Source organism: Bradyrhizobium sp. SZCCHNRI3052 (genome assembly GCF_032484895.1).
GTDB lineage: Bacteria > Pseudomonadota > Alphaproteobacteria > Rhizobiales > Xanthobacteraceae > Bradyrhizobium.
Map to the genome: position 1 here is coordinate 497,802 of NZ_JAUETW010000002.1, position 24,156 is coordinate 521,957.

Below are 24,156 nucleotides of genomic sequence, written 5' to 3' on the forward strand. Positions count from 1 at the left end.
TCGTTCGAACTTGTGTTGAGTGGCTACACAGCGGCAACGCGGCTGCGGCCTTAAGATGATGGCTGCCATCGGAAGCAGAAATAATCAAGCGCGCCTGATCAATGAGAGGATCACGAGCACGATGACGGCGCCGATCGTGGCGTCCAGGATCGCCCCCAGCGTGCCGCTGGCAAGCGCAATGTGCAGCGCCGGCAGCACGTAGCTTGCGACCAGCGCGCCGATGATGCCGATGACCATGTTGCCGATCAGGCCGAAACCTGCGCCGCGCACGATCAGCCCCGCCAGCCAGCCCGCGACGGCGCCGATGATCAGTGCTGCAATAATACCCATCAAAGCCCCCATTCCACCTGTTGTTCCAGGGATTGTAGAGCAAAATGCCGGCGGGTCCAGCGTGGGGCGTGGAGCGGCCCTTGACGCGCCCTCCCAGCCGCGCGATCTAATGGGCATGTTCCTGCAATTCTTCACAGCACTGCGCGACGCGCAGGTCCCGGTCTCCTTGCGTGAATATCTCACGCTGATAGAGGCCGTCGACGCCGACCTCGCCGAGCATTCGGTCGAGAACTTCTACTATCTCTCGCGCACCGCGCTGGTGAAGGACGAGCGCAATCTCGACAAGTTCGATCGCGTATTCGGCACCGTGTTCAAGGGGCTGGAGAACCTGCTCGACGCGATGGAGAAGGCCGAGATTCCCGAGGAATGGCTGAGGAAGCTGGCCGAGAAATACCTCACCGAGGAGGAGAAGAAAGAGATCGAGGCCATGGGCTGGGACAAGCTCATGGAGACCTTGAAGAAGCGCCTGGAGGAGCAGAAGGGCCGTCATCAGGGCGGCAACAAGTGGATCGGCACCGCCGGCACCTCGCCGTTCGGTGCCTATGGCTACAACCCCGAAGGCGTCCGCATCGGTCAGGAGAAGAACCGCAACAACCGCGCCGTGAAGGTATGGGACCGGCGCGAGTTCAAGGATCTCGACGGCAATGTCGAGCTGGGCATCCGCAACATCAAGGTGGCGCTGCGCCGGCTGCGCAAGTTCGCCCGCACCGGTGCGCCCGACGAGCTCGATCTGGACACCACGATCCGCGAAACCGCCAACCACGGCTATCTCGACGTGCACATGCGTCCCGAGCGGCGCAATGCGGTGAAGGTGCTGGTGTTCTTCGACATCGGCGGCTCGATGGATTCCCACGTCGCGCAGGTCGAGGAGCTGTTCTCGGCCGCCAAGAGCGAATTCAAGCACATGGAATATTTCTACTTCCACAACTGCCTCTACGAGGGCGTGTGGAAGCAGAACAAGCGGCGTTTCACCGACCGCACGCCGACCTGGGACGTGCTGCACAAGTACCCGCACGACTACAAGGTCGTATTCGTCGGCGACGCCTCGATGTCGCCTTATGAGATCATGGTGCCCGGCGGTTCGGTCGAGCACGTCAACGAAGAGCCGGGGTCGGTGTGGCTCGACCGCGTCATCCGCACCTATCCACACGCGGTGTGGCTCAATCCGGTGGCGCAGAAGCACTGGGACTATTCTGAGTCCACCACCATCATTCGCCGCATCTTCTCCGAGCGCATGTATCCGATCACGATTGAGGGATTGGAAGCGGCGATGAAGGAGCTGGTCCGGTAGGCAGTCCCGTCATTCCGGGCGGTTCGGTCCTGACCGACCACCCCGAATGACGAGGTCGAAACGGCGCCGCGCGACGGCTGGACACGACGAAGGAAGAAGGCATGCCCCAGACCATCACGCGCGGCATCAAGGCGCTGCTCGATGAAGCCAACGCCGAGATCGAGACGCTCTCGGCGGCTGAGGCGATCGCGGCGGCGAAGCGCGACGATGTCGTGATCGTCGATATCAGGGATCCCCGAGAGATCGAGCGCGAGGGCAGGATTCCCGGCGCGTTCTCGTGCACCCGCGGCATGCTGGAGTTCTGGATCGACCCGCAGAGCCCCTACGCCAAGCCGATCTTTCAGCAGGACAAGACGTTCATCTTTCATTGCGCCGGCGGCCTGCGCTCGGCGCTCGCGGCCAAGACCGCACAGGACATGGGTCTGACGCCTGTCGCCCATATCGGCGGCGGCTTCGCGGCGTGGCGCGACGCCGGCGGGCCGGTCGAGGCCTGGGCGCCCAAGAAGAGGGATTGATCGCTGCCCATCCCGCGCGGACTTGACCCGCGTGTCCATCGCTTCGACAAGGTGGATCGCCGGATATCAACTCCGGCGATGACGACTGAATGTGAAGTCCGGAGCTCTTGCGCATGACCATCCACGACGACCCTCTCGTCTCCACCGACTGGCTCGCTGCGCATCTGGGCGATCCCAAGGTGAAGGTGCTCGACGCGACCTTCAAGATGCCAGGTGTGCTGCCGCTCCCGAAGGACGATTATCTGAAGGCGCACATCCCCGGCGCCGTGTTCTTCGACGTCGACGAGGTCTCCGACCATTCCAATCCGCTGCCGCACATGTATCCGAGCGCCGAGCAGTTCGGCCGCGACGCGGGCCGGCTCGGCGTCAGCAATGGCGATACGGTCGTGGTCTATGATTCCGGCGGCTGGGTCGCCGCGCCGCGCGCCTGGTGGATGTTCCTGTCATTCGGCCACACGGATGTGCGCGTGCTCGACGGCGGGCTGAAGAAGTGGATGGCGGAGGGGCGCCCGGTCGAGAGCGGACAGGTCACGCCGGCGCTCGGCACGTTCAGCGCGAAGTTCGATGCCGCGCGCGTGCGCCGGATCGAGCAGATGGTTGCCAATCTCGCCGGCAATGCCGAGCAGGTGATCGATGCACGGCAGGCGCCGCGCTTCGCGGGCGAGGTCGCCGAGCCGCGGCCCGGCCTCCGATCCGGCCATATTCCCGGCAGCCGAAATCTGCCTTATGCGGAGCTGTTTGACGCGGCGACCGGCGTGATGAAGCCGCTCGACCGGTTGCGCGAGGCATTCGGCGCCGCTGGCGTCGATCTCGCCAAGCCGATCGTCACCTCCTGCGGCTCCGGGGTGTCGGCGGCCGTGCTGACGCTGGCGCTCTATCGTCTCGGCATCCGCGACACCGCGCTCTACGACGGCTCGTGGTCGGAGTGGGGCATCGAGAACGGTCCGCCGGTTGCGACGGGGCCGGCCTGATCGGCTGGCTCCGCCTATCGCGTGCGCGGCCCGGCAGCCTGCTGGCCGACCGCCTGCGGTTGACCAAACGGCTGCTGTCCGAATGGATCGGGGAAGGCAGTCTGTTGCTGCTGGGCGGCCGCGGCTTGCCGAGCCGACCGGAGCCGCTGGGCGATGCGCCGCTGCTTGGCGCGGCGCGCAGCGATCTGCTTCTCCCGGGCCTGGCGCTTCTTGAGGATGCTCCGGCGCAACTGAACGCTCGCGACCTTCACCGAGGCACGATGCTCGCTGGCGGCGGGCCGCTCCTGATGAGCCGGCTGTTCGGCCAGCGCGGCGAGCTTGGCCGCGATCGGATCGAGCACCGCCGGAACGGGCGCGAGCGCGGTTGAAGCGGCGGCTGCGGTCGTCATCATCGGATCGGCGCTGGCGATGACCTGAGGAACTGGCGGCGGTGGTGCGACCACGGCGGCCGCCGTTTCGCTCGACGCCCGCGGCGGGGCCGGCGCTGCAGTCTCGGGCGAGCTGTCCATGCTCGGCCTGTCGGACGCTTTTTCGACCGGAGCGACGATCGAAGCGGTCGTGTCCGGAATGGGGCGCTCCGGCTTGGTGCTCTCGATCCGGTCGTTCGTCGCGGACGCGGTCGCGACAATGGCGGAGGTGCGGGACGTGTCGACCGTTTCCGCGGGCAGCGAGGGCGTCGGCACGTCGGTGGCCACCGCAACGGGTGTCACTTCGGGCGCTTCTGTGAGCGGCGCCGCCGTCGACGGCGCGCTCGGCTGTTCGGACGTTGCCGGGGCAGCATCGGCCACGACCGGCGGCGGCGTCACCGGCGGTGTCGGAATCGAATCCACCCGCAGCACTGCGAGCACCGGCGTGGGCTCGGCCGGCGGTAGGAAGGTCGTGAAGCCCGACGCCTGAGTCGTGCGCCAGGACGCGTTGCTGGCGAACTGCTCGTGGGCGGCGCGCAACAGGGCCGCGGCGCCCATGCCGAAGATGGTGAGAGAGATGGAACAGACGATCGCGGCGACCAGAAAACGAAAGCCGGGAAGCATTGACGGTAACTCTCGCCACGGCAGCGGGGACTGCCGAGACATTCGAGCCAGTAGGGAACGCGGTGATCACAGGGAATAGCCGCGTTCGCGACGAGGCCGGCTTCTGCCGTGCATCGCGAATCAGGCTCAGGTCAGAATACCGGAAGTGTTCCCGCCCGCTCGGCAAATCACGGCATCGATAGGGCCTGCGGGGGCTTCGCCGCACTTTTTCGGCGGCGTGAGACTTCCGTGCAACGACGGAGACATGATCACAAATTGCCGAAGTCGGGCCGCTCTGGCCGGAATTGTCTTGAATGCGCCGCTATCTTCGGCCATCTGGCACAGCAAAGGTCCCAATCGGCGGCTTGGGGATACTGCAAGGGCGATGATGATCAGACAAATCCTGACGGTTTGCGCGGTCGCGGCAGCGGGCGTGACGGCAACTTCGTTTGCCGAGGCACAGCAGGTCTATCAGACCGCGCCTGGAGCGTATTCACCGGCGCCGACGCCTTACCCGGCCGACGCGCGCGGGCAGGGGCAGGATTTTGACGCGCTCGACGATGAGGATGCGCCCGGCAATTCCGCGGCGTTGCCGCCGCCCGGCCCGGTGATCTCGCCGGACGATCCGCGCTACGGTCGTCCAGCCAATTCGCCGGTTTATGGTGCTGCGGCTCCGACCGGTCCCATCCTTTCTCCCGACGATCCCCGATATGGACGTCCGGCCGGTGCGACGGTCTATGGGGCCGCTCCGACCGGCCCGGTGATGTCCCCGGATGATCCGCGGTATGGCCGCCCGGCTGGTCCGCCCCCGGTGATCTACGGTGATCGTCCCGCCTCCAGCCAACAGGCCTATGGTGGCGCCTATGGCAACAGCGCGCCCGGTGGCGACGCAGGCGCGCCGCGGCCGCCCGGCGCCGTCGGCGGCGCTCCCGCCGTCGCGGGCGCGGCGCAGGCCCCGTCCGCCGGAGATCGTCCGATGACGGTAGCAGCTCTGCCGCCTGAGGAACAACCCGATGCGGCGCCAGCGCCGCTGCCGGCGAACCTGCGCCGCCAGGAGGTCGACTTCGTCACCAAGGAGCCGCCGGGAACGATCGTCGTCGATACGCCCAACACCTACCTCTATCTGGTGCTCGGCAACGGCCGGGCGATGCGCTACGGCGTCCGCGTCGGCCGCGAAGGCTTCACCTGGACCGGCGTGCAGAAGATCACCAAGAAGACCGAGTGGCCGGACTGGTATCCGCCGAGCGAGATGATCGAGCGGCAGCCCTATCTGCCGCGCTTCATGGCCGGCGGGCCGGGCAATCCGCTCGGTGCCCGCGCGATGTATCTCGGCTCGACCGTGTACCGCATCCACGGCACCAACCAGCCGTCGACGATCGGCAAGTTCGTGTCCTCCGGCTGCATCGGCATGCTGAACGACGACGTCGCCGACCTGTTCGACCGGGTCAAGGTCGGCACCCGCGTGGTCGTGATGCCGGGCGGTGCACCTCCGGGTTCCGGCAAGAACATGGCTGCTGCCGCGGCCTCTCCGGCTCCGGCGCCCGTCCAGGCCCAGGCGACTGTGCCGGCGGCTGGCCAGCCCGCCAACATGCAGCCGCTGCCGCCGCCGGTGACGATCCGCTGAGGCGGGCGTGGGCGCGCTGATTACGTTGAAAACACCCTCCTCGCGGAGGGTGTTTTGCTGTGAGGGCCGCGCTCGCCTGCTTCAAGCCAGCCGGCGCGGCGGCTCGGCTCCTGCGAGCCAGGTGGCGATACAATCGACCATCTGGCCGTAATGGGCGCGAAAACTCTCCTCGGTGACGTAGCCGAGATGCGGCGTGAGCACGACATTGCCGAGCTGGCGCAGCGGATGGGCGACGGGCAGCGGTTCCACGGAGAACACGTCGAGGCCGGCGCCGGCGATGCGCTTGTCGCGCAGTGCCTGCAGCAATGCGGCCTCGTCGACGATCGGCGCGCGCGAGGTGTTGACGAGATAGGCGGTGGCCTTCATGCGCGCGATGTCGGCCGCGCCCACCAGCCCGCGTGAGCGGTCGCTGAGCACGACGTGGACGGTGATGACGTCGGCGGCGGTGAACAGCTCCTCCTTGGTCGCGTAGCCTACTCCCGCCGCCTCGCAGCGTTCGGGCGTCAGGTTGGGGCTCCAGGCGATCACGTTCATGCCGAACGCCTTGCCGAGCCCGGCGACCTTGGTGCCGAGCTTGCCCAGCCCGATCACGCCCAGCGTCTTGCTCTCGATCTCCACGCCGCCCAGCGTCTGCCAGGGCTGCCCGGCATGCATGAGAGCATTCTCCTGGCCGATCCTGCGGGTCAGCTCCAGGATCAGGCCCATGGTGAGCGCTGCGGTGGGGTCACGGCCATATTGCGTGCCGCAGACCATGATGCCGCGCGCCTTGGCGGCCTCCAGGTCGATGGCGGCGTTGCGCATGCCGGAGGTGATCAGGAGCTTCAGCTTCGGCAACCGCTCGATCAGGGAGCGCGGCAATGGCGTCCGCTCGCGCATCGCACAGATGATGTCGGCATCGGTGAGCGCGCCGGCGGCCGCTTCCTCGTTGCCGAACGGCTGTGTGAAAGCCGTCACATCCACTCTGTCGGCCAGCCGGGGCCAGTCGGCCAACGAGAGGGCCGTATCGTAATAGTCGTCGAGGATCGCACAGCGCAGCCGTGTCATCGGCAGGGTCCATTCATCGGGGGACGGCGGCAATGGTGAATGCCGTCAGGAATGGAGCCATGCTTGCGCGCAACGCGGTGGTTGCGCAAGGCATCGTCACGCTCTCACGCGGAACCAGGAGACATCAGTCGAGGCGGGTCTTCAGCCTGAACGCGGCGTCATGGCCGTACTTGGCGCGCCAGGCGGGGCCGGGGCCGCGCATGTAGTGCAATTCTGGCCGGTACGGGTTGAAGGCGCGCGCGACGAATTCGCGCCAGAAGCCGCGGATGTCGTCCGCGATCCCAGATCGGTCTTTGCGGTGTGCCGCCGGAGCGGGCAGGGAGGCTGAGGTGAAGGCTGCCATGACGGGCTCTCGCTGTTGTCGGTCGCGGCTTTTGCCGCTTGGGCGCGCGGGGTCTTGCGGGCCGAGACCGAGTGTCCCGCCGAATTAATTAAAAGATGGTTGCAATTGTCGTGATCCGCCACACACAAGGTGATGGACCCGTATTCGTCCGTGGGCGGCAGGCCGGGCCGGCGCAGGAACGACCGTGATTCTCCCGGCATTTGTTCCCGCCGAGACCGGCTCGCCGGTTGCCCTTTGGGGACCGCGCGGTTACATCAGCGGCAACCATTTTCCGAAAATTCCGGCAGGCTTCAAGGGACACGCGATGGCGCGCCAGTTCGTCTATTTCATGCAGGGTCTGTCCAAGACCTACCCGACCCGCAAGGTGCTCGATAACATTCACCTGTCGTTCTATCCGGACGCCAAGATCGGCGTGCTCGGTGTCAACGGCTCGGGCAAGTCGACCCTGCTCAAGATCATGGCCGGCATCGACAAGGACTATACCGGCGAGGCCTGGGTGGCCGAGGGTGCCCGCGTCGGCTATCTCGAGCAGGAGCCGCAGCTCGATCCGAAGCTCACGGTGCGCGAGAACGTCATGCTCGGCGTCGGCAAGCAGAAGGCGATCCTCGATCGCTACAACGAGCTGGCGATGAACTACTCGGAAGAGACAGCCGACGAGATGACCAAGCTGCAGGACGAGATCGAGGCGCAGGGCCTTTGGGATCTCGACAGCAAGGTCGACCAGGCGATGGATGCGCTGCGCTGTCCGCCCGACGATGCCGACGTCACCAAGCTGTCCGGTGGTGAGCGCCGCCGCGTCGCGTTGTGCAAGCTGCTGCTCGACCAGCCCGAGCTGTTGCTGCTGGACGAGCCGACCAACCATCTCGACGCCGAATCGGTGTCCTGGCTCGAAGGTCACCTGCGCAATTATCCGGGCGCGATCCTGATCGTGACCCACGATCGCTACTTCCTCGACAACGTCACCAGCTGGATCCTGGAGCTCGATCGCGGCAAGGGCATCCCCTACGAGGGCAATTATTCGTCCTGGCTGCAGCAGAAGCAGAAGCGGCTGGAGCAGGAGGGCCGCGAGGATGCCGCGCATCAGCGCACTTTGGCGCGCGAGCAGGAGTGGATCGCGGCCTCGCCGAAGGCCCGCCAGGCCAAGTCCAAGGCGCGCTACCAGCGCTATGAGGAGCTGCTCAAGAAGGCCAGCGAGAAGCAGACCCAGACCGCCCAGATCATCATTCCGGTCGCCGAGCGGCTCGGCCAGAACGTCGTCGATTTCGACGGATTGTCCAAGAGCTTCGGCGACCGCCTGCTGATCGACAATCTCACCTTCAAGTTGCCGCCGGGCGGCATCGTCGGCGTGATCGGTCCGAACGGCGCCGGCAAGACCACACTGTTCCGCATGATCACCGGGCAGGAGAAGCCGGACGCTGGCACCATCACCATCGGAGAGACCGTGCATCTCGGCTATGTCGACCAGTCGCGCGACGCGCTCGATGGCAACAAGACCGTGTGGGAGGAGATCTCCGGCGGCAACGAGCTGATCCTGCTCGGCAAGAAGGAAGTGAACTCGCGCGGCTATTGCTCGGCGTTCAACTTCAAGGGCGCCGACCAGCAGAAGAAGGTCGGGGCGCTGTCCGGCGGCGAGCGTAATCGCGTTCATCTCGCCAAGATGCTGAAGTCGGGCGCCAACGTGCTGCTGCTCGACGAGCCGACCAACGACCTCGACGTCGACACCCTGCGTGCGCTCGAAGAGGCGCTGGAGGATTTCGCCGGCTGCGCCGTCATCATCAGCCACGATCGCTGGTTCCTCGACCGCATCGCGACCCACATGCTGGCCTTCGAGGGCGACAGCCATGTCGAATGGTTCGAAGGAAACTTCCAGGACTACGAGAAGGACAAGATGCGCCGGCTCGGCCAGGACAGCGTGATTCCGCACCGGGTCAAGTACAAGAAGCTGACGCGCTGATCCCTGATCTCGCGAGGCGCGACGCGGTCTCTGTTCCGAGACAAAGCGTCGCGCCCCGGCTGCGGCCAGTTGTCGCTTTTCCGCGTGCTGCGATTGCGTAGATACATGATCCGCAATCCCTCCCAGCCGCGAGATTCTTCACATGTCTTCCTCCGACGCGACCCTGTCCTCCAAGGGCGGAGCGCTGCGCCCCATTCCCATGCTGATCTTCGGCTCGCGCTGGCTGCAGCTGCCGCTCTATGTCGGGCTGATCATCGCGCAGGGCGTCTATGTCGTGCTGTTCCTGAAGGAGCTCTGGCACCTGTTCGCGCACGCGTTCGATTTCTCCGAGCAGCAGATCATGCTCGCCGTGCTCGGACTGATCGACGTGGTCATGATCTCGAACCTGCTCGTGATGGTGATCGTCGGCGGCTACGAAACGTTCGTGTCGCGGCTCAATCTGCAGGGCCATCCCGACGAGCCGGAATGGCTCAGCCACGTCAATGCCAGCGTGCTGAAGATCAAGCTGGCGATGGCCATCATCGGCATCTCGTCGATCCACCTGCTGCGCACCTTCATCGAGGCCGGCGCGCTTTCGTCGGGCAAGTCGAACTACACCGAGACCGGCGTGATGTGGCAGACGATCATCCACACGGTCTTCATCCTCTCCGCGATCGGCATCGCCGTGGTCGACAAATTGTCGAATGCCGCGATCGAAGAGACGAAGCAGGCGGGGCATTGAGCGGCAGCCTCGGGTTCCGTCGGTGGCCTGCTGACGTTCACAAGTGCCGCGGGCTATGGTAGCCCTGAGGCATGGTTCGGCAGCTGCTACTCCGTTTGCGCAGGCTCGTTCTCGTCGGTCTGGCGCTCTGCATGTTCGGCGATGGCCAAGCGAGCGCGGCTGACGCCGCCTTCACGCAGTTCATCAACTCGCTCTGGCCCGAAGCCAAGGAGCAGGGCGTCTCCCGTGCGGCGTTCGAGGCGGAGACGCGCGGGTTGGAGCCTGACTACAAGCTTCCCGATCTGCTGCTGCCCGGCCGGCCCGCGACGGGGGCGCCGGCGCAGGCCGAGTTCGTGCAGGTGCCAGCCGACTACATCAAGGAAGCGTCGATCGCGCGGCTGGCCGCGCACGGCGAGAAGCTGATCCAGCAATATCGTCCGGCACTCGCCGAGATCGAGCGCCGCTTCGGCGTGCCGGGGCCGGTCGTGCTTGCGATCTGGGGCCGGGAGACCGATTTCGGCCGCTATGCGCTGCCCTACGATGCGCTGCGCGTGCTGGCGACGCAGGCCTATGTCGGCCGCCGCAAGGACCAGTACCGCACCGAGTTCATCATGGCGCTGAAGATGCTGAGCGACGGCGTGGTGTCGCGCCGCGATCTCAGGGCGTCATGGGGCGGGGCGGTCGGGCTCACCCAGTTCCTGCCGTCGGAGTACTACAAGCACGGTGTCGATCTCGATGGCGACGGCAAGGTCGATCTCTGGCATTCGGTGCCGGACGCGCTGGGCTCGGCGGCGCTGCAGCTTGCCAACAAGGGGTGGCAGCGCGGCCTGCGCTGGGCCTACGAGGTCAAGCCGCCAGCGACTGTCGACTGCGCGATCGGCGTGCCGGAGGTGAAGAAGCCGATCGGCGAATGGCTGCGCGCCGGCTTTGTCCCGGTACGCGGCCAGCGGCTCAGCGCAGCCGAGCAGCAGCAGCCCGCGTCGCTGCTGCAGCCTGAGGGCATCTATGGTCCGGCGTTCCTGACGACGGCGAACTACTTCGTCATCAAGGAATACAATTTTTCCGATCTCTATGTGCTGTTCGTCGGTCACCTCGCGGACCGTATGACGAGCCCGGCTCCGTTCGCGACACCATGGTCGGCGTCAAAGCAGCTTCGGAGCAAGGACGTCGAGGCGATGCAGAAGGGCCTGACGCGGCTCGGTCTCTACGGCGACAAGCTCGACGGCAAGGCCGGCATGCAGACCCGCGCCGCGCTCGGCGCATTTCAGAAGAAGGCGGGCCTGAAGGTCGACTGCTGGCCGAGCGAATCGGTGCTGCAGGCGATCAACGCCGCGCGCTGAGCGGCCGATTCGGTGCGAAGGCCGGAGCCGGCAGTAAAAAGCCCGGCCGCAAGGCCGGGCTTTTCGCATCGAGATGTATCGTCAGGATCAGTAGCAGACGCGAACCGGGCGGGACACCCAGCCATAGCCGTCCCAATAGCGCTCACGGCGCCACACGCACGGCGGCGGGCCCGGCGGAGGGGCTTCGACGTAGACCGGACCGCCATAGGCCGGACGGCTGGACGCGATCGCGCCGCCGAGCAGGGCGCCGCCGATCAGGCCGGCTGCCACGCCGGCACCCACGTCGCCAGCCTTGGCGGCCGGTGCCGTCACGCTCAGCGAACCGGCGATGGTCGCAACCGCAAGCACTGCGGTCAGGATCTTCTTCATGTTCCGAGATCTCCTGGAAGGCGCCCTCGCAGGCGCCGGGTTGGTGATTCACGCACGATCTGGGCCGTCAGCATCGTGAGAAAACACGACAATCCGTCAACCCTTCGTAAACTCTGTTCGACCTGATGCGACGGAAAAACGGTTTTTTCTGGCCGTGCCGGCCGCCGTTCTCGAAATTCCGGTGCAAGGTCATGGAATTAATGAAGGTGAACGATCACTCGCAAACCCGGACGCGGCGAATCCGCCAGCCGTAGCCGTCCCAGAAGCGCTGGCGCTGCCAATAGCAGGCGTAGCCAGGATCGGCGACGTAGGCAGGCCCGCCGTAATAGGAGTAGCCCGGTTCGTAAGAATATCCGGGCCCATAATAATAGGGATTGCTGCCCGCAGCGATGGCGCCACCGATGAGGGCACCCCCGAGCAGGCCGGCAGCGACACCGGCGGCGACACGACCATTGCGCGCTTCAGCAGGAGCAGGGGCCAGCGCTGCGGTCGACAGCGTTGCGACGGCGGCCAGGGCCGCAAGAGTCTTCTTCATGACCTTAACCTCTCTCACTCCAGGTCGGCGGATCGCGTATCAAGCGATACGGCAGGTTCACACATCCCGCTTGAATGATCAATGAACGGGGGCGTCCCATTGGACGACCCAAGTCCAGGATACGTTCAATGCTGCATTGCACAAAATTCACTGCCGCATTGGAGCCGGCATGACCCCCACGATGGCGATGGTCGTGGCGATCGGATTGACCTCGGCCGTCTGCTACGCGCTGTTGGTTCGTGTCGACCGCAGGCCCAACCGCCGCCGTTCGTCCGCGGACAGCACCAGCGTCGACTCCCACGGGGGGTCCAGCTCCAGTCAGGGCGGCGGTCTCGCAAGTTGGTTTTCCAATACCTCGTCGGACGTCATGGGAAACCCGATCGACGGCGGAGGTGACAGTGGGGACGGTGGTGGAGGGGACGGTGGTGGTGGCGACTGAGTTTCGCCTGCTCGATCGCCGCCCACCATTGTTATTCGGCGGTAACTTTGATCTGCGGCAAGCTCGTACAGTTGGAGGCATTCTAGATTGATCGCGAAATTGGAATAGCTTCAAAAGCGCCGTTTTCCCTTTGCGCGGGTAGCTGCGGATGACTATCGATACCTGACCAAGGACGATTGGCCGGTTTCTCATGATTGTTTGTTCCTGCAACGTCATCAGCGATCACGATATCCGCAACGCGGTGAAGTCCGCGGACGAACTGCCGCGGAACCCCAAGCAGGTCTACGGTTGCCTGGGGTGCAGCGCGGAATGCGGCCGCTGTGCGCGCACGATCAAGACGATCATCGACGAGGCGCTGGGTCCCTGTGCTCGCGCCTGCCAGGCCGGCTGTCAGCACGGCCACCACCATGGGACGACACCGGTGAAGGCGATCGATGACGACCTTCAGAGCCGTTTCGCGCTCGCTGCCTGCTGACAGGCATTGCCGTCAGTCGCGTCGTTCTCCGCCCGAAAAATGCACATGAACGGGGGTCGTCTCCGCACTTCGAACCTGTTATTGAGCGCCTGCGGCCTCTAACTTTTTCGGAGCTTATCCATGCAGGGCGACCCCAAGGTCATCGAATATCTCAACAAGGGATTGCGCAGCGAGCTGACTGCCATCAACCAATATTGGCTGCACTATCGTCTGTTGAACAATTGGGGCCTTCTCGACATGGCGAAGGTCTGGCGCAAGGAATCCATCGAGGAGATGGAGCACGCCGACAAGTTCACCGACCGCATTCTCTTCCTCGACGGCTTCCCCAACATGCAGGTGCTCGATCCCCTGCGCATCGGCCAGAACGTCAAGGAGATCATCGAATGCGATCTCGCCGCCGAGATCGGTGCGCGGACGCTGTATCAGGAAGCCGCAACCTATTGTCATGGCGTCAAGGACTACGTGTCGCGCGACCTGTTCGAGCAGCTGATGAAGGACGAGGAGCATCACATCGACTTCCTCGAGACCCAGCTCGACCTCATCGACCGCATCGGTCTCGAACTCTACACGCAGAAGCACGTCGGCGGCCTCGAGAGCGAGCACTGACGGCGTCGGCGAGGCGGCAGTCCGCTTCGGAACGGGAGGCGATTCAGGGCTGGTGTTTCAAGCCTTGAATCGACCGCCCCTGACGTCGAACCCGCTCACGCGATGATGCCGAAGGCGGTGACGGGTACGACCCAATAGACGAGCTGCGTTCCCGCAAACGCGCTTCTGAGCCGCTCGAGGAGCCGCTCGAGATCCTCTTCCGGCAACACGATCCGCACGACGACCTCGTCGGCATGTCCTTTCACCCGCTCTGCAGCGCTCCGTAGCCGGACGCGCGCACCGTGTCCGGCTGCTTCCGAGGCGGTAAAGCCCGTCACGAGATCGGTCTGCTCGCTCAGATGGTCGAGTACCTCGCTGTGAAGTGCATCCGGCACGATCAGGGTCAGGCAGACGGCTTGGCTGCTCATGTGGCTTCCTTCGCAGCAGCGCCGTAGCGGCGATACAGGATCGGCAACAGGATCAGCGTCAGCAGCGTGGACGACAGCAGGCCGCCGATCACGACGATCGCGAGCGGACGCTGGACCTCCGATCCGGGCCCCGATGCAAACAGCAGCGGGATCAAACCCAACGCCGTGATGCTCGCCGTCATCAGCACAGGCCGCAGCCTGCGCTTGGCGCCTTCGACCACGATGCGCTGCTCGGGGACCCCGTGAGCGCGCAACTGGTTGAAATAAGACACCAGCACGACACCATTGAGCACGGCGATTCCGAGTAGTGCGATGAAGCCGACGGAGGCTGGAACGGAGAGGTATTCACCGCTCGAGACCAGCGCGAACACGCCGCCGATCAGCGCAAACGGAATGTTGACGAGGACGAGCAGGGCCTGGCGCACCGAGCCGAACGTGGTGAAGAGCAGCACGAAGATCAAGCCGATCGCGACCGGCACCACGACCGATAGACGCGCGGCCGCACGTTGCTGGTTCTCGAACTGCCCGCCCCATGTCAGCCGATAGCCGGACGGCAGCGGCAGCTCGGCTGCGACCCTTTGCTGAGCCGCCTGGACGAAACCGACCATGTCGCGGCCGCGGACATTGCTGCGAACCACGCTCATGCGGTTGCCGTCCTCACGATCGATCTTCACCGGGCCATCGACCCGCTGGATGCGTGCGACCTGCGAGAGCGCAACATGCTGGCCGGACGCAAGCGTCAGCGGCAGCGCCGCCAGCATCGTCGGCGCCTGCCGCGTGGCCTCGCCGCCGCGGACCAGGATCGGCGTCCGGCGTCCCTCCTCGAGCGCGGTGCCGATCGTTCGGCCTTCGATCTGCGTGCGCAGGGAGGCCGAGATCGAGTCCACCGTGAGCCCGAGCCTGCCCGCCTCCATCCGGTTGACGACGATCGTGTAGTACTGCGCGCCTTCGTTAAGGGTCGTGTAGACGTCCTGGGCTCCATCGATATCGGATAGAATCGCCGACAGTTTCGCTGCGATCTCGTTGAGCTTGGTGATGTCCGGGCCGAAGATCTTGACCGCGACGTCGCCGCGGACGCCGCTGATCATCTCCTGCACGCGCATGTCGATGGGCTGCGTGAAGCTGAGCGAGACACCGGGGAAGCCGGTCAGAACCTCGCGAAGCGTCTCGAGCAGGACATCCCGGTCGCTGGTCTGCCGCTGGTCTGCCGGCTTGAGCACCAAGAACGTGTCGGTCTGATTGGGTCCCATCGGATCGAGCCCGAGCTCGTCCGAGCCGGTGCGCGCGATGATGCCGGCGACGTCTGGCACCTTCATCAACGCCGTCTGCAGCCGGGCATTGATGGCGAGGGACTCGTCGAGATTGACGGACGGCAGCGTCTCCACGCTGACGATGACGTCGCCTTCGTCCATCGTCGGCATGAAGGTCTTGCCCAGCCGGGTGTAGCCATATCCCGCGGCAACGAGGCAGACCAGCGCCGCGATGATCACCTTGCGCTCGTTGCCGAGCGCCCAGTCGAGCGCGGGCGCATAGACGCGCTGCGCTGCGCGGATCAGCAATGGATCGTCATGCGACGCGGATGTGAGCACGAAGGATGTTGCGACCGGAAGCACCGTCAGCGCCAGCAGCAGCGACGCGGCCAGGGCGAAGATGATCGCCAGCGCGACCGGAATGAAGAGCTTGCCCTCCAGCCCCTGCAAGGTCAGCAGCGGAACGAACACGATGATGATGATCAGGACGCCCGAGGCGACCGGCTGCAGAACCTCGCAGACCGAGCGGTAGACGATGTGGATCAGCGGCGTGGTGCTTGCGTGATCGTGCTTTGCGAGATTGCCGACGATGTTCTCGACCACCACGACCAGCGCGTCGATCAGCATGCCGATGGCGATCGCAAGGCCGCCGAGACTCATCAGGTTGGCGGACATGCCGACAGCCCGCATCACGATCAGCGCCATCACGATCGCGAGCGGCAGGCTGAGCGCAATCACCAGCGAGGCGCGCCAATTGCCGAGGAACAGCAGCAGCAGCACGACGACGAGCACCGTGGCTTCGCCAAGCGCCCGCACCACCGTGCCGACGGCGCGGTTGACCAGCCGGCTGCGGTCGTAGAACACGTTGATGGTGACGCTGCTCGGTAGCGACGGCTTCAGCTCATCCAGCCGCGCCCGAACGTCGCGCACCAATTGTCCGGCGTTGGCCCCGCGCAAGCCGAGCACGAGCCCCTCGACCGTCTCGCCCTTGCCGTCTTTCGTGACGGCGCCATAGCGGGTGAGGGCGCCGATCTTGACCCGGGCGACGTCGCTGACCCGGATCGGGATTCCGTCGCGGGTGTCGACGATGATCGCGCGGATGTCGTCGATGCCGCGGATGCTGCCCTCGATGCGGACCAGCGCGCTGTCCTCGCCCTGGTTGACCCGCCCGGCACCGTCGTTGCGGCTGTTGGCCTCGATGGCTTTGCGAAACAGCTCGGACGAGATGCCGCGCGCCGCCAGCGCATCGTTCCGCGGCACGATTTCGAAGGCGCGAACATAGCCGCCGAGCGCGTTGACGTCGGCAACCCCGGGCACGGTGCGCAGGGCCGGGCGGATGACCCAGTCGAGCAAGGTCCGGCGCTCGGCCAGCGACAGATCGGGACTGTCGATCGTGAACATGAACATCTCGCCGAGCGGACTCGTGATCGGCGCAAGGCCGCCGCTCACGCCCTCGGGGAAGTCGCGCGAAATGTTGGAGAGCCGCTCCGAGACCTGATTGCGGGCCCAGTAGATGTCGGTGCCGTCCTCGAAGTCGACGGTGATGTCGGCCAGCGCATATTTCGTCGCCGAGCGCAGGATCTTCTTGTTCGGCAATCCGAGCAGCTCCAGCTCGATCGGGACCGTGATGCGCTGCTCGACCTCTTCCGGCGTCAGACCGGGGGCCTTCATGATGATCTTCACCTGGACCGGCGAGACGTCCGGAAAGGCATCGATCGGCAGGCTCGGCAGGACGACGGCGCCAGCGCCGATCACCAGCAGTGTGCTCAGGATGACGAAGAGCCGCTGCGACAGCGCGAATGCGACAAGCCGCTGTAGCATCTACTGCCCCAGTCGCGAGAGGATGCCGCGCAGCGCCGAGATGCCGCCGATGGCGATCTCGTCCTTGTCCGTGAGGGGGCCGGCGATGACGACGTGATCCTGATCCTCCGCGAGCAGCGTCACGGGGACGAGCCGGAAACCGCCTTCCGTGGCGACGAACACCGAGGTCTGCTCGCCGCGACGGACGAGGCCGCTATAGGGAATCTCCCATGCGCTTTCGCCTGCCGAGATGAAGCCGATGCGAGCGGCCGCCATCTGTCCGGAATGCAGCTCACCGTTGTTTGGAATCTCGGCGCGGACGAGAATGGTCTGCGTGGCGGCATCTGTCGTCTCGGACACCAGGATGACCTGGCCCGGTGTCGCATAGCCTTCGATGTCGACCTTGGCGCCGGTCTTGATGGCGCCGATGTTGGTCGCGGGGATCGCGATCTCGGCCCATAGCGGCGACAGCCGCGCAAGCTTTACCAGGGACGCGGCCTGCTCAAGGCGCTGGCCCGGCGATACCGCGATCTCGACCACGGACGCGGCGCGTGGCGCCGTCACGGTGAGTGTCGCGCTGATCGCCGCCTCATTGCTGAGCCGGGCGATGGCTTCGTCCGACAGCCCGCTGATGTGCAGCATCTGCCGTCGTTCGGCGACGACGATGCTGGCCTGGCGCGCTTCGGCCTGGCTCGACTCCAGCACGCGTTGCGGGATGGCTTTGCCTTCGAACAGGTCGGCGTTGCGCTTCAACTGCTGAGCCGCGAGTCCCTCCTGTGCCAGCGCGTGCAGGTAATCGCGCTGGAGCGAGACGAAGCTCGGACTCTCCAGCGTGAGCAGCGGCTGTCCGACGGTCACGCGATCGCCGCGGGCAACAGCGAGGTTGGTGATCATCCCCGCGACCGGCGCGCTGACGACCCATAGTTGAGGCGTGGGAATGACGATCTGCGCGGGATAAGGCAGCGTCCTGTCCATCCGGCTGGAGATCGGATGCGTCACGCGCACGCCGAGGTTCTGCGCCTGGCTTGGCGTGAGCTTCAGCTCATCATCGGCCAACGCAGCGCAGGACGCGACGACGAGAGCCAGCGCGAGAGACGCGCGGGCCAGACGGCCTGCGGACCGGAAAAACAATCGCTTGAGCATTTCGATCAGGAATCTTCGCGTTCATGCATGACGCATTCTGCACACTATTTCGGCCAATTTCCGTATTTGTTGACCTGCGTCAACAGGGTCCGGTCACGAGCCCGCGAGCCGAGCTGAAAATCTCGCTTGAGACCTGTCTTGTCGCTAACGACTCGCAGCAGTCGCAGTCAGATGGCGCACATCATACCGCATCGGCGGGAACGAAACAGCTGATGATGATGTCGCCGCGGTGATGGACGTACCACACCACGGCTTCGCCGATCGGGTTGCCGCGGTCGCGGATGATGGCGCGTTCCGGCACCGGCATCCACCGGCCTTCGATCGGTACCCAATAGGTGCCGTCACGGACGTCATAGGTGGTGCGGTGGCCGTCGGAGACATCGCAGCATGGCACGCCGTTCGGCGCGATCACGCTCTTGAACCACGCGCGGATGTCGGGCGGGACGTTGTCGAACTGCCCGTTGTCGAAGGCGGCCGCGACGGTCGCGCAGGCGAACGAGCCGATCGTGACAGCGGCCAGCATCGTCCTGCGCATTCGTTTGCTCCCTCCGCCGATCTACATGCCGCGCTGCGGCGCCGTCGCCAGCAATTCGCGCAGCGGCTCGGCGTAGAACTTCGCATTTCCGGTGGTCAGGTGGCCGCGCGTTTCGGCCGAGGTCGGGATGAGGAAGAGCTTGCCGTTGGCGACGCGCTTCATCGCGTCGACCGTGACGCCGGTCTCCGGCGGATTGCGCTCGTCGTCGGCCGAGTTGATCAGCATCACGGTTGCCTTGATCTTGTCGAGATCGGCGGACGGATTGTAGTCGTGCGACGAGTCCCACTGATAGATGAAGTCGTTGGCGTCGGTGGGGATCGGCGTGGCGAGCCGCTCCTCGATCAGCTTGTCGGCCTTGGCGGCGGTCGGTGCCGCGAGCTGGTAGGCGATGGTGCCGCCGGCCGAGGCGGTGGCGTAGGCCGTGACGGCGTATTTCATCATGCGCGGCTGCGCGGTGTAGTTGCCGCCGTTGTAGTCGGGATCGTTGCGGATCGTCTCCAGCATCAGCCGGCGCAGCATCCAGTTGCGGGCCGCCATTTCGGTCGGCTGCGAGGCCATCGGCACCGCGACGTCCATGAAGTCCGGATAGCGCGTGGCCCACACCCAGCTGTGCATGCCGCCCATCGAATTGCCGATCACGAGCCGCAGGTGCTTGATGCCGAGCCCCTCGGTCAGCAGGCGGTGCTGCGCGTCGACCATGTCGGCATAGTCATAGGCGGGAAATTTCGTCTTCAGCCCGTCGGAGGGTTTTGACGATTTGCCGTGGCCGATGCTGTCGGGAATGATGATGTAGTATTTGCTCGCATCGAGCGGCTGGTCCTTGCCGAACAATTCGCCGGCGAAGGTCGGCACCAGCATGCTTCCGCCTGAGCCGCCGGTGCCATGCAGCACCAGCACCGGCTGCCCGGTCGGCTCGCCGACGGTCGTATAGTGCAGCCTCAGCTCCGGCAGCGTCTCGCCGGTGTGGAACTTGAAATCCTTGACGACGAAGTCGCCCTGCTTCGGGGCGGGATAGTCGGCGGCGCGGGCCGGCGCGCAAACAACGATGACGGCGGCAAGAACGGCGGCAAGCGGTCGAAACATGGACTCCCCCTGATCATGCGCGACTCTTCCGGCCGCGTCGGGGGCATGATAGCACGGTCTGCGACCTGGTTCAGTACCGGATTGATGGGACTCATCATGTGCCGCAACATCAAGACGCTGTTCAATTTCGAGCCGCCGGCGACGGAGGCTGAAATTCAGGCCTCGGCCCTGCAATTCGTGCGCAAGCTGTCCGGCTTCAACGCGCCCTCGCAGGCCAACGAGGCCGCCTTCGCCCGCGCGGTCGAGGAGGTGGCCGACGCCGCGCGGCGGCTCCTGACCTCGCTGCAGACCCAGGCGCCGCCGCGCGACCGCGAGATCGAGGCGGCCAAGGCGCGGGAACGCTCGGCGGCCCGGTTCGGCCCGCGCTGAGGCCCATCGTGCCCTGACGGAGGGCGAAGCTCAGAAACCCTCGTCGTCGTGGTCGTCGCGCCCCTGGGCGTGCTTGTCGTGCTTCTTCTTTTTCTTGCCCTTCTTCTTTTTCTTCTTCTTCGGGAGGTCGATGTCGTGCGGATCGTCGTCCTCGAAGGCCTCGTCCAGTGCATCGTCATGCGTGGTGGCGGCGAAGATGTCGCGCACCGCGACCAGCTCGGCCTCGCGCTCATGCGCCTCGCGATCGCGGTTGCGCTTGTAGTCGTCATAGGCGGCGAAGATCTGCTCCAGCCAGGGCATCAGCTGATCGATCGTCGGCAGAGTGCCTGGCGCTCCCGGCTCGCCCTGCGGACCTTGCGGTCCGGCAGGTCCCGGCTTGCCTGGCGGACCGGCCTCGCCGCGGGGCCCCTGCGGACCGGGCCTGCCTTGCGGACCCGCCTTGCCGTCGGGACCGGGCTTGCCGCGCTGACCATCCGGTCCGCGCCGCCCGGGCTGCCCTTGCGGGCCACGTGGACCCACCGGGCCCTGCAGGCCGCGTCCGGCCGGATTCCTTGCCACTACCGCAACTCCGCTACACGTCTTTGATTCGCAGCGAAGCCTAACAGAGCCGCGACGACGGCAGCAATTGCAGCAGGGCTGCGAGGCCGATTGATCAACATCAATCGGCGCCGCATCCTGATGAGTTCCACGCGATGGGATATCGCGTGGCCGCCGTCGGATCAGGCCGAATAGGCCGGCACCGCGATGCCGTCGGCCGTGTAGATGCGGATCTTGTTGCGCAAGGTACGCACGGGCATGCCGAGCAGCCTTGCGGCGTGGGTACGATTGCCGTTGCAGCGCGCCAGGGTCTGCACGATCAGCTCGCGCTCGATCTCGGACAAGGGCGTGCCGATCAACAGCGGCAGGACCTCCGCCGCGGAGCGCGACGGTGGCATGGCAAGCGGCACGAGTGACGGACTTGCGGCTTCGGATGACAACTCTTGCGACATAACTCCTCCCGATCAACGCCCGCGCCGCCACTGAAACGACGCGTAAACATCGAGACCAACTAAACATCCAGCCCGTAAATCACCGTGGTCGGACAAGGTTAATGGGGCCTTAACGCCGGCGTCCGGCCGCCTCCAGCGCGCCAAATACCCCGAAATCGCCTTGGTTCTGCGCGGGTCTCGACCCATTTCGCCGGCGGCCGGCGGCACATCACGGCCCGCCCGGTCGGCATGCCCTCCGACAGCCATCGTCAATGTCGGCGGCGGGCCGTTTGCATTGCCAAATTCCTGCGGTGAGAGCGCGTCATTTCGAACACACCGGCGGCGGCGCATGCGTGGTGCCGCGCAAAGGGCTAAATTCGGCCCGATCGATTCGCTTGGTGGGGCACGATCGTCACACACGGCCATCGAATGACCTCAAGCCCAAATTCACTTCGCTGGAGACTTCATCCATGACAATTGCATCCTCGCTTCGCGGTCTGCTGGTGGCACTGACGGCTGCTTGCGGCGCCGTCATTCCGGCCACGGCGCACGCGGATGGCGGCTTCATCACGCTGACCATCTACAAGGCGGGGTGGATCATCGGCGGCTCCGGCGGCAGCGGCGTGTTGAACTTCCACGGCCGCGCCTATCCGCTGTCGACCGGCGGCCTCGACTGGGGCCTGGTGTTCGGCGGCTCGCGCACGGTGCTGCGCGGCCGCGTCAGCAACATCTGGCGTCCGTCCGACGTCGAGGGCGTCTACGGCGCCGCCGGCGCGGGCCTCGCCGTCGGCCGCGGCGTGCGCGGCATCGTGCTGACCAACCAGAAGGGCGCGGTGCTGGAACTCGCGGGTGAGCAGATCGGCCTCTTGGCGAACGTCGATCTGTCCGGGCTCGCGATCACGATCAGGTAGTTGCGTCATCGTCGTCGTCATCGTGGCTGCGTAGCAACTCACAACAGGTGTCATCGCCCGCCTGCGCGGGCGAGGACCGTCGTTGCGTGCTGAGCACTGCCAACACCATCTCTCTCCCTCACTCCTGCTCATAAGTCCGCGTTCTCGCCGCATCGCGTGCGCGAGGGATGCATCGTACGAGCCCCATCGAAAATTGAGAGGGGCAGGGAAGGCCGGGAGCTCGCCGCTCCCATGGTCCGCGTGCAACAGATAAGCACGCGGCAGAACCACAGGTTCGGCGGAGACATCCCGGCCTTCCCTGCGCGCATGGTCTGACGGCTTATACGTGGTCTCCCTGGCGCGCCGGCTTGTTGGCCGCGATTGCACGCGTCACGCTTCCGCATGAGCACGCACGTGATACCAGCTTCGGGGTATCAGGACATCACGATTTCGCCGTACGTGACGCTCGCGCTCGTCGGGCGCAGCGATCACGTCCACCGCGGCCCACCTCCACGTATCGTGACGACGCGTACGTCCCTCTGCATGAGGCGGGTTGAGCGGAAACATCGTCCTGATTTGCCCGACATGGCAAGCGCGCGGACGTGCGGCAAACTAACACGACGGGCAGTTGGTGCATGGCGGGGATGCGGAGATTGCCTGTCGGGCAAACCGGTTGTTGATCGCGCGAGGCATGGCGACGCCGCGGCATTTCATGCGATCGCGCCGCCTTCGCGTACTGGATCGTCCGCCTTCGCGGACGATGACGCCTGCATGTTGAGCTGCGGCGGAGCTCGATCCGCTGCACTTGCGAGCGCGAGCCAGAGCGCGGCACCTTGGACCGTCATGTCCCGCGTCGGCGGGGCATCCAGTCCTCCGCGGCCTTCCGCCTCAATCGAGACGATCTCGGATGACCAGAGTTCCGGAAGCGCAAGCCACATGCGCTGCCAGCTCCTGCCACGGCTGCGACGTCCACGCGCCAGACGCCGCACCGGACGGAGAGGCGAGCACGAACGTTGTCGGAAAGCCATCCCGCTCCGGCTGCCGCCCCAGCGCAATCGTGCCGGTCGGCTTGCCATAAAACAGGCTCGCGGCCTTCTTGCTGGTGAAGGCGACGGTTGCCGGGCGATGGTGTCGGATCTTTGCGGCGAAACCGGCGGCGTCGACGCCGGCCTTCAGCGCGACATGGTCCATGCCCGCGCCCAGCTTGCACAGATCGGTGAAGCCGATGCCGAGCGACAGCAGCGCCGGAAATTCCTGCGGCTGGTACAGCCGCGGTGTCAGGCCGACCGCGAACAGCGTGCGCCAGAAACGGTTGCCGGGATGGGCGTAGTAGTGCCCGGTCGCCGCCGAGCGTTCGCTCGCGGCGGTGCCGACGAAGACGAGGCGCAGGCCGGGCTGGAGCTGGTCGGGCAGGCGGTTCATGGCTGGCGTTGTCGCATTGTTGCAGCCGCTGCAACAGCCTGTTGCAGGGAGGCCGCATTGTTGCTGCGGCGTCCCTGGTCTAGGTGACGCGGAGCCACGGGAGCACCTGATGTCGCAACGTCGTCTGTACTATTTCGCCCTCTCCGGCCACGCGCATCGCGCGCGGCTGATGCTGAGCCTGCTCGGCCTGCCTTGCGAGCTCGTCGAGGTCGACCTCAAGGGCGGCGCGCACAAGCGGCCGGACTTCCTCGCGCTCAATCCGTTCGGCCAGGTGCCGGTGCTGGTCGACGGCGATGCCGTGATCCCCGATTCCAATGCGATCCTGGTCTATCTCGCCGGCCGCTATGACGGCTCCGGCACGTGGCTGCCGCGCGATCCGCTCGGCCAGGCCCAGGTCCAGCGCTGGCTGTCGGCGGCGGCCGGTCCGCTCGCGTTCGGCCCAGCGGCGGCGCGGGTTGCGACCTTGTTCGGCGTGCCGCTGGACATGGCGCGGGCGCACCAGCTCGCCAACAGCCTGTTCGGGGTGATGGAATGCGAACTTGCCGCGCGACCCTATCTGACCGGCGCGACGCCGACCATCGCCGACGTCGCGCTCTATAGTTACACCGCGCATGCGCCCGAAGGCGGCGTATCGCTGACGCCGTACCCCAACGTGCAAGCATGGCTGGCGCGGATCGCCGATCTGCCCGGCTTCGTGCCGATGCAGGCGAGCGCGGTCAGCGCAGCCTGACCGCCGCCATGTA

General features: G+C 65.7%; 26 protein-coding genes. 12 read left to right on the forward strand and 14 right to left on the reverse strand.

What is annotated here, in order from left to right:
• Window positions 1–84: 84 nt before the first annotated feature.
• Window positions 85–330 carry a GlsB/YeaQ/YmgE family stress response membrane protein gene (locus QW887_RS07445; protein WP_315717851.1) on the reverse strand — a complete coding sequence of 82 codons (246 nt, stop codon included), beginning with the start codon at window positions 328–330 and terminating at the stop codon, window positions 85–87.
• A gap of 115 nt (window positions 331–445) precedes the next feature.
• Here QW887_RS07445 and QW887_RS07450 point away from each other — a divergent pair, with 115 nt between their 5' ends.
• From QW887_RS07450 to sseA, 3 genes are all read left to right on the forward strand, one after another.
• Window positions 446–1,621: a VWA domain-containing protein gene (locus QW887_RS07450; protein WP_316171676.1), complete on the forward strand. Its 1,176-nt coding sequence runs from the start codon at window positions 446–448 to the stop codon at window positions 1,619–1,621.
• Window positions 1,622–1,722: 101 nt separating this feature from the next.
• A complete protein-coding gene (locus tag QW887_RS07455; protein ID WP_316173029.1) occupies window positions 1,723–2,136 on the forward strand; it encodes a rhodanese-like domain-containing protein in 414 nt (137 codons plus the stop codon).
• 113 nt (window positions 2,137–2,249) lie between these two features.
• Window positions 2,250–3,107 carry a 3-mercaptopyruvate sulfurtransferase gene (sseA, locus tag QW887_RS07460; RefSeq protein WP_316167569.1) on the forward strand — a complete coding sequence of 286 codons (858 nt, stop codon included), beginning with the start codon at window positions 2,250–2,252 and terminating at the stop codon, window positions 3,105–3,107.
• Window positions 3,108–3,121: 14 nt separating this feature from the next.
• Here the strand turns inward: sseA and QW887_RS07465 are convergent, their stop codons facing one another.
• Window positions 3,122–4,138: a hypothetical protein gene (locus QW887_RS07465; protein WP_315750240.1), complete on the reverse strand. Its 1,017-nt coding sequence runs from the start codon at window positions 4,136–4,138 to the stop codon at window positions 3,122–3,124.
• A gap of 364 nt (window positions 4,139–4,502) precedes the next feature.
• Here QW887_RS07465 and QW887_RS07470 point away from each other — a divergent pair, with 364 nt between their 5' ends.
• The gene (locus QW887_RS07470; protein WP_316194327.1) at window positions 4,503–5,741 is read left to right on the forward strand and encodes a L,D-transpeptidase; all 1,239 of its coding nucleotides are present in this window, start codon (window positions 4,503–4,505) and stop codon (window positions 5,739–5,741) included.
• 81 nt (window positions 5,742–5,822) lie between these two features.
• On the opposite strand, the gene QW887_RS07475 is transcribed toward QW887_RS07470, so the two are convergent.
• The gene (locus QW887_RS07475) at window positions 5,823–6,785 is read right to left on the reverse strand and encodes a D-2-hydroxyacid dehydrogenase family protein (RefSeq protein WP_315750242.1); all 963 of its coding nucleotides are present in this window, start codon (window positions 6,783–6,785) and stop codon (window positions 5,823–5,825) included.
• A gap of 124 nt (window positions 6,786–6,909) precedes the next feature.
• Window positions 6,910–7,128, reverse strand: a complete 219-nt coding sequence (locus QW887_RS07480) for a hypothetical protein (protein ID WP_315717844.1) — start codon at window positions 7,126–7,128, stop codon at window positions 6,910–6,912.
• A gap of 304 nt (window positions 7,129–7,432) precedes the next feature.
• Between QW887_RS07480 and ettA the strand changes: the two genes are divergently transcribed.
• The 3 genes from ettA to QW887_RS07495 all read left to right on the forward strand — a co-directional run bounded on the left by ettA (window position 7,433) and on the right by QW887_RS07495 (window position 11,122).
• Entirely contained in the window at window positions 7,433–9,082 is a 1,650-nt protein-coding gene (ettA, locus tag QW887_RS07485) for an energy-dependent translational throttle protein EttA (RefSeq protein ID WP_315717864.1), read from the forward strand.
• A 142-nt stretch (window positions 9,083–9,224) separates the two neighbouring features.
• Window positions 9,225–9,803, forward strand: coding sequence for a TIGR00645 family protein (locus QW887_RS07490; RefSeq protein ID WP_315717843.1), 579 nt, complete (start codon window positions 9,225–9,227; stop codon window positions 9,801–9,803).
• Between the two features lie 131 nt (window positions 9,804–9,934).
• Window positions 9,935–11,122 carry a lytic murein transglycosylase gene (locus tag QW887_RS07495; protein ID WP_316194328.1) on the forward strand — a complete coding sequence of 396 codons (1,188 nt, stop codon included), beginning with the start codon at window positions 9,935–9,937 and terminating at the stop codon, window positions 11,120–11,122.
• Window positions 11,123–11,209: 87 nt separating this feature from the next.
• On the opposite strand, the gene QW887_RS07500 is transcribed toward QW887_RS07495, so the two are convergent.
• Together QW887_RS07500 and QW887_RS07505 are read right to left on the reverse strand one after the other, a co-directional pair.
• A complete protein-coding gene (locus QW887_RS07500; RefSeq protein WP_257169446.1) occupies window positions 11,210–11,491 on the reverse strand; it encodes a hypothetical protein in 282 nt (93 codons plus the stop codon).
• Window positions 11,492–11,705: 214 nt separating this feature from the next.
• Entirely contained in the window at window positions 11,706–12,026 is a 321-nt protein-coding gene (locus tag QW887_RS07505; protein WP_315717840.1) for a hypothetical protein, read from the reverse strand.
• Window positions 12,027–12,655: 629 nt separating this feature from the next.
• Here QW887_RS07505 and QW887_RS07510 point away from each other — a divergent pair.
• A complete protein-coding gene (locus tag QW887_RS07510) occupies window positions 12,656–12,940 on the forward strand; it encodes a bacterioferritin-associated ferredoxin (protein WP_315717838.1) in 285 nt (94 codons plus the stop codon).
• 120 nt (window positions 12,941–13,060) lie between these two features.
• Window positions 13,061–13,546 (forward strand): bacterioferritin, encoded by a 486-nt coding sequence (bfr, locus tag QW887_RS07515; RefSeq protein ID WP_316171679.1) that lies wholly within the window; start codon window positions 13,061–13,063, stop codon window positions 13,544–13,546.
• Between the two features lie 95 nt (window positions 13,547–13,641).
• Here bfr and QW887_RS07520 read toward each other — a convergent pair whose 3' ends face one another.
• The 5 genes from QW887_RS07520 to QW887_RS07540 form a co-directional block, all read right to left on the reverse strand.
• Entirely contained in the window at window positions 13,642–13,953 is a 312-nt protein-coding gene (locus QW887_RS07520; protein ID WP_315717836.1) for a DUF3240 family protein, read from the reverse strand.
• A complete protein-coding gene (locus tag QW887_RS07525; RefSeq protein ID WP_315717835.1) occupies window positions 13,950–17,024 on the reverse strand; it encodes a CusA/CzcA family heavy metal efflux RND transporter in 3,075 nt (1,024 codons plus the stop codon). The genes QW887_RS07520 and QW887_RS07525 overlap by 4 nt, the downstream gene beginning before the upstream one ends.
• The gene (locus QW887_RS07530) at window positions 17,025–18,146 is read right to left on the reverse strand and encodes an efflux RND transporter periplasmic adaptor subunit (protein ID WP_315717834.1); all 1,122 of its coding nucleotides are present in this window, start codon (window positions 18,144–18,146) and stop codon (window positions 17,025–17,027) included.
• A 181-nt stretch (window positions 18,147–18,327) separates the two neighbouring features.
• Window positions 18,328–18,681 carry a hypothetical protein gene (locus QW887_RS07535; protein WP_409977983.1) on the reverse strand — a complete coding sequence of 118 codons (354 nt, stop codon included), beginning with the start codon at window positions 18,679–18,681 and terminating at the stop codon, window positions 18,328–18,330.
• Window positions 18,682–18,702: 21 nt separating this feature from the next.
• Window positions 18,703–19,764, reverse strand: a complete 1,062-nt coding sequence (locus QW887_RS07540; RefSeq protein WP_316194329.1) for an alpha/beta fold hydrolase — start codon at window positions 19,762–19,764, stop codon at window positions 18,703–18,705.
• 96 nt (window positions 19,765–19,860) lie between these two features.
• Between QW887_RS07540 and QW887_RS07545 the strand changes: the two genes are divergently transcribed.
• Window positions 19,861–20,133 carry a DUF2277 domain-containing protein gene (locus QW887_RS07545; RefSeq protein WP_315717862.1) on the forward strand — a complete coding sequence of 91 codons (273 nt, stop codon included), beginning with the start codon at window positions 19,861–19,863 and terminating at the stop codon, window positions 20,131–20,133.
• Window positions 20,134–20,163: 30 nt separating this feature from the next.
• On the opposite strand, the gene QW887_RS07550 is transcribed toward QW887_RS07545, so the two are convergent.
• Both QW887_RS07550 and QW887_RS07555 read right to left on the reverse strand, forming a co-directional pair.
• On the reverse strand, window positions 20,164–20,691 hold the full coding sequence (locus QW887_RS07550) for a collagen-like protein (protein ID WP_315717832.1): 528 nt from the start codon (window positions 20,689–20,691) through the stop codon (window positions 20,164–20,166).
• A 161-nt stretch (window positions 20,692–20,852) separates the two neighbouring features.
• A complete protein-coding gene (locus tag QW887_RS07555) occupies window positions 20,853–21,122 on the reverse strand; it encodes a helix-turn-helix domain-containing protein (RefSeq protein WP_315717831.1) in 270 nt (89 codons plus the stop codon).
• Between the two features lie 449 nt (window positions 21,123–21,571).
• Between QW887_RS07555 and QW887_RS07560 the strand changes: the two genes are divergently transcribed.
• Window positions 21,572–22,012 carry a hypothetical protein gene (locus QW887_RS07560; protein ID WP_316194330.1) on the forward strand — a complete coding sequence of 147 codons (441 nt, stop codon included), beginning with the start codon at window positions 21,572–21,574 and terminating at the stop codon, window positions 22,010–22,012.
• A gap of 867 nt (window positions 22,013–22,879) precedes the next feature.
• On the opposite strand, the gene QW887_RS07565 is transcribed toward QW887_RS07560, so the two are convergent.
• Window positions 22,880–23,413 (reverse strand): mismatch-specific DNA-glycosylase, encoded by a 534-nt coding sequence (locus QW887_RS07565; RefSeq protein ID WP_316194331.1) that lies wholly within the window; start codon window positions 23,411–23,413, stop codon window positions 22,880–22,882.
• Window positions 23,414–23,522: 109 nt separating this feature from the next.
• Between QW887_RS07565 and QW887_RS07570 the strand changes: the two genes are divergently transcribed.
• Window positions 23,523–24,143, forward strand: a complete 621-nt coding sequence (locus tag QW887_RS07570) for a glutathione S-transferase (protein ID WP_315717828.1) — start codon at window positions 23,523–23,525, stop codon at window positions 24,141–24,143.
• The last annotated feature ends 13 nt before the right edge of the window (window positions 24,144–24,156 follow it).

What these genes read in the sequence shown, in the direction of transcription:
- QW887_RS07445 (WP_315717851.1), bottom strand. Translation starts at nt 330, where the DNA reads ATGGGTATTATTGCAGCACTGATCATCGGCGCCGTCGCGGGCTGGCTG.
- QW887_RS07450 (WP_316171676.1), top strand. Translation starts at nt 446, where the DNA reads ATGTTCCTGCAATTCTTCACAGCACTGCGCGACGCGCAGGTCCCGGTC.
- QW887_RS07455 (WP_316173029.1), top strand. Translation starts at nt 1,723, where the DNA reads ATGCCCCAGACCATCACGCGCGGCATCAAGGCGCTGCTCGATGAAGCC.
- sseA (WP_316167569.1), top strand. Translation starts at nt 2,250, where the DNA reads ATGACCATCCACGACGACCCTCTCGTCTCCACCGACTGGCTCGCTGCG.
- QW887_RS07465 (WP_315750240.1), bottom strand. Translation starts at nt 4,138, where the DNA reads ATGCTTCCCGGCTTTCGTTTTCTGGTCGCCGCGATCGTCTGTTCCATC.
- QW887_RS07470 (WP_316194327.1), top strand. Translation starts at nt 4,503, where the DNA reads ATGATGATCAGACAAATCCTGACGGTTTGCGCGGTCGCGGCAGCGGGC.
- QW887_RS07475 (WP_315750242.1), bottom strand. Translation starts at nt 6,785, where the DNA reads ATGACACGGCTGCGCTGTGCGATCCTCGACGACTATTACGATACGGCC.
- QW887_RS07480 (WP_315717844.1), bottom strand. Translation starts at nt 7,128, where the DNA reads ATGGCAGCCTTCACCTCAGCCTCCCTGCCCGCTCCGGCGGCACACCGC.
- ettA (WP_315717864.1), top strand. Translation starts at nt 7,433, where the DNA reads ATGGCGCGCCAGTTCGTCTATTTCATGCAGGGTCTGTCCAAGACCTAC.
- QW887_RS07490 (WP_315717843.1), top strand. Translation starts at nt 9,225, where the DNA reads ATGTCTTCCTCCGACGCGACCCTGTCCTCCAAGGGCGGAGCGCTGCGC.
- QW887_RS07495 (WP_316194328.1), top strand. Translation starts at nt 9,935, where the DNA reads ATGTTCGGCGATGGCCAAGCGAGCGCGGCTGACGCCGCCTTCACGCAG.
- QW887_RS07500 (WP_257169446.1), bottom strand. Translation starts at nt 11,491, where the DNA reads ATGAAGAAGATCCTGACCGCAGTGCTTGCGGTTGCGACCATCGCCGGT.
- QW887_RS07505 (WP_315717840.1), bottom strand. Translation starts at nt 12,026, where the DNA reads ATGAAGAAGACTCTTGCGGCCCTGGCCGCCGTCGCAACGCTGTCGACC.
- QW887_RS07510 (WP_315717838.1), top strand. Translation starts at nt 12,656, where the DNA reads ATGATTGTTTGTTCCTGCAACGTCATCAGCGATCACGATATCCGCAAC.
- bfr (WP_316171679.1), top strand. Translation starts at nt 13,061, where the DNA reads ATGCAGGGCGACCCCAAGGTCATCGAATATCTCAACAAGGGATTGCGC.
- QW887_RS07520 (WP_315717836.1), bottom strand. Translation starts at nt 13,953, where the DNA reads ATGAGCAGCCAAGCCGTCTGCCTGACCCTGATCGTGCCGGATGCACTT.
- QW887_RS07525 (WP_315717835.1), bottom strand. Translation starts at nt 17,024, where the DNA reads ATGCTACAGCGGCTTGTCGCATTCGCGCTGTCGCAGCGGCTCTTCGTC.
- QW887_RS07530 (WP_315717834.1), bottom strand. Translation starts at nt 18,146, where the DNA reads ATGCTCAAGCGATTGTTTTTCCGGTCCGCAGGCCGTCTGGCCCGCGCG.
- QW887_RS07535 (WP_409977983.1), bottom strand. Translation starts at nt 18,681, where the DNA reads ATGCGCAGGACGATGCTGGCCGCTGTCACGATCGGCTCGTTCGCCTGC.
- QW887_RS07540 (WP_316194329.1), bottom strand. Translation starts at nt 19,764, where the DNA reads ATGTTTCGACCGCTTGCCGCCGTTCTTGCCGCCGTCATCGTTGTTTGC.
- QW887_RS07545 (WP_315717862.1), top strand. Translation starts at nt 19,861, where the DNA reads ATGTGCCGCAACATCAAGACGCTGTTCAATTTCGAGCCGCCGGCGACG.
- QW887_RS07555 (WP_315717831.1), bottom strand. Translation starts at nt 21,122, where the DNA reads ATGTCGCAAGAGTTGTCATCCGAAGCCGCAAGTCCGTCACTCGTGCCG.
- QW887_RS07560 (WP_316194330.1), top strand. Translation starts at nt 21,572, where the DNA reads ATGACAATTGCATCCTCGCTTCGCGGTCTGCTGGTGGCACTGACGGCT.
- QW887_RS07565 (WP_316194331.1), bottom strand. Translation starts at nt 23,413, where the DNA reads ATGAACCGCCTGCCCGACCAGCTCCAGCCCGGCCTGCGCCTCGTCTTC.
- QW887_RS07570 (WP_315717828.1), top strand. Translation starts at nt 23,523, where the DNA reads ATGTCGCAACGTCGTCTGTACTATTTCGCCCTCTCCGGCCACGCGCAT.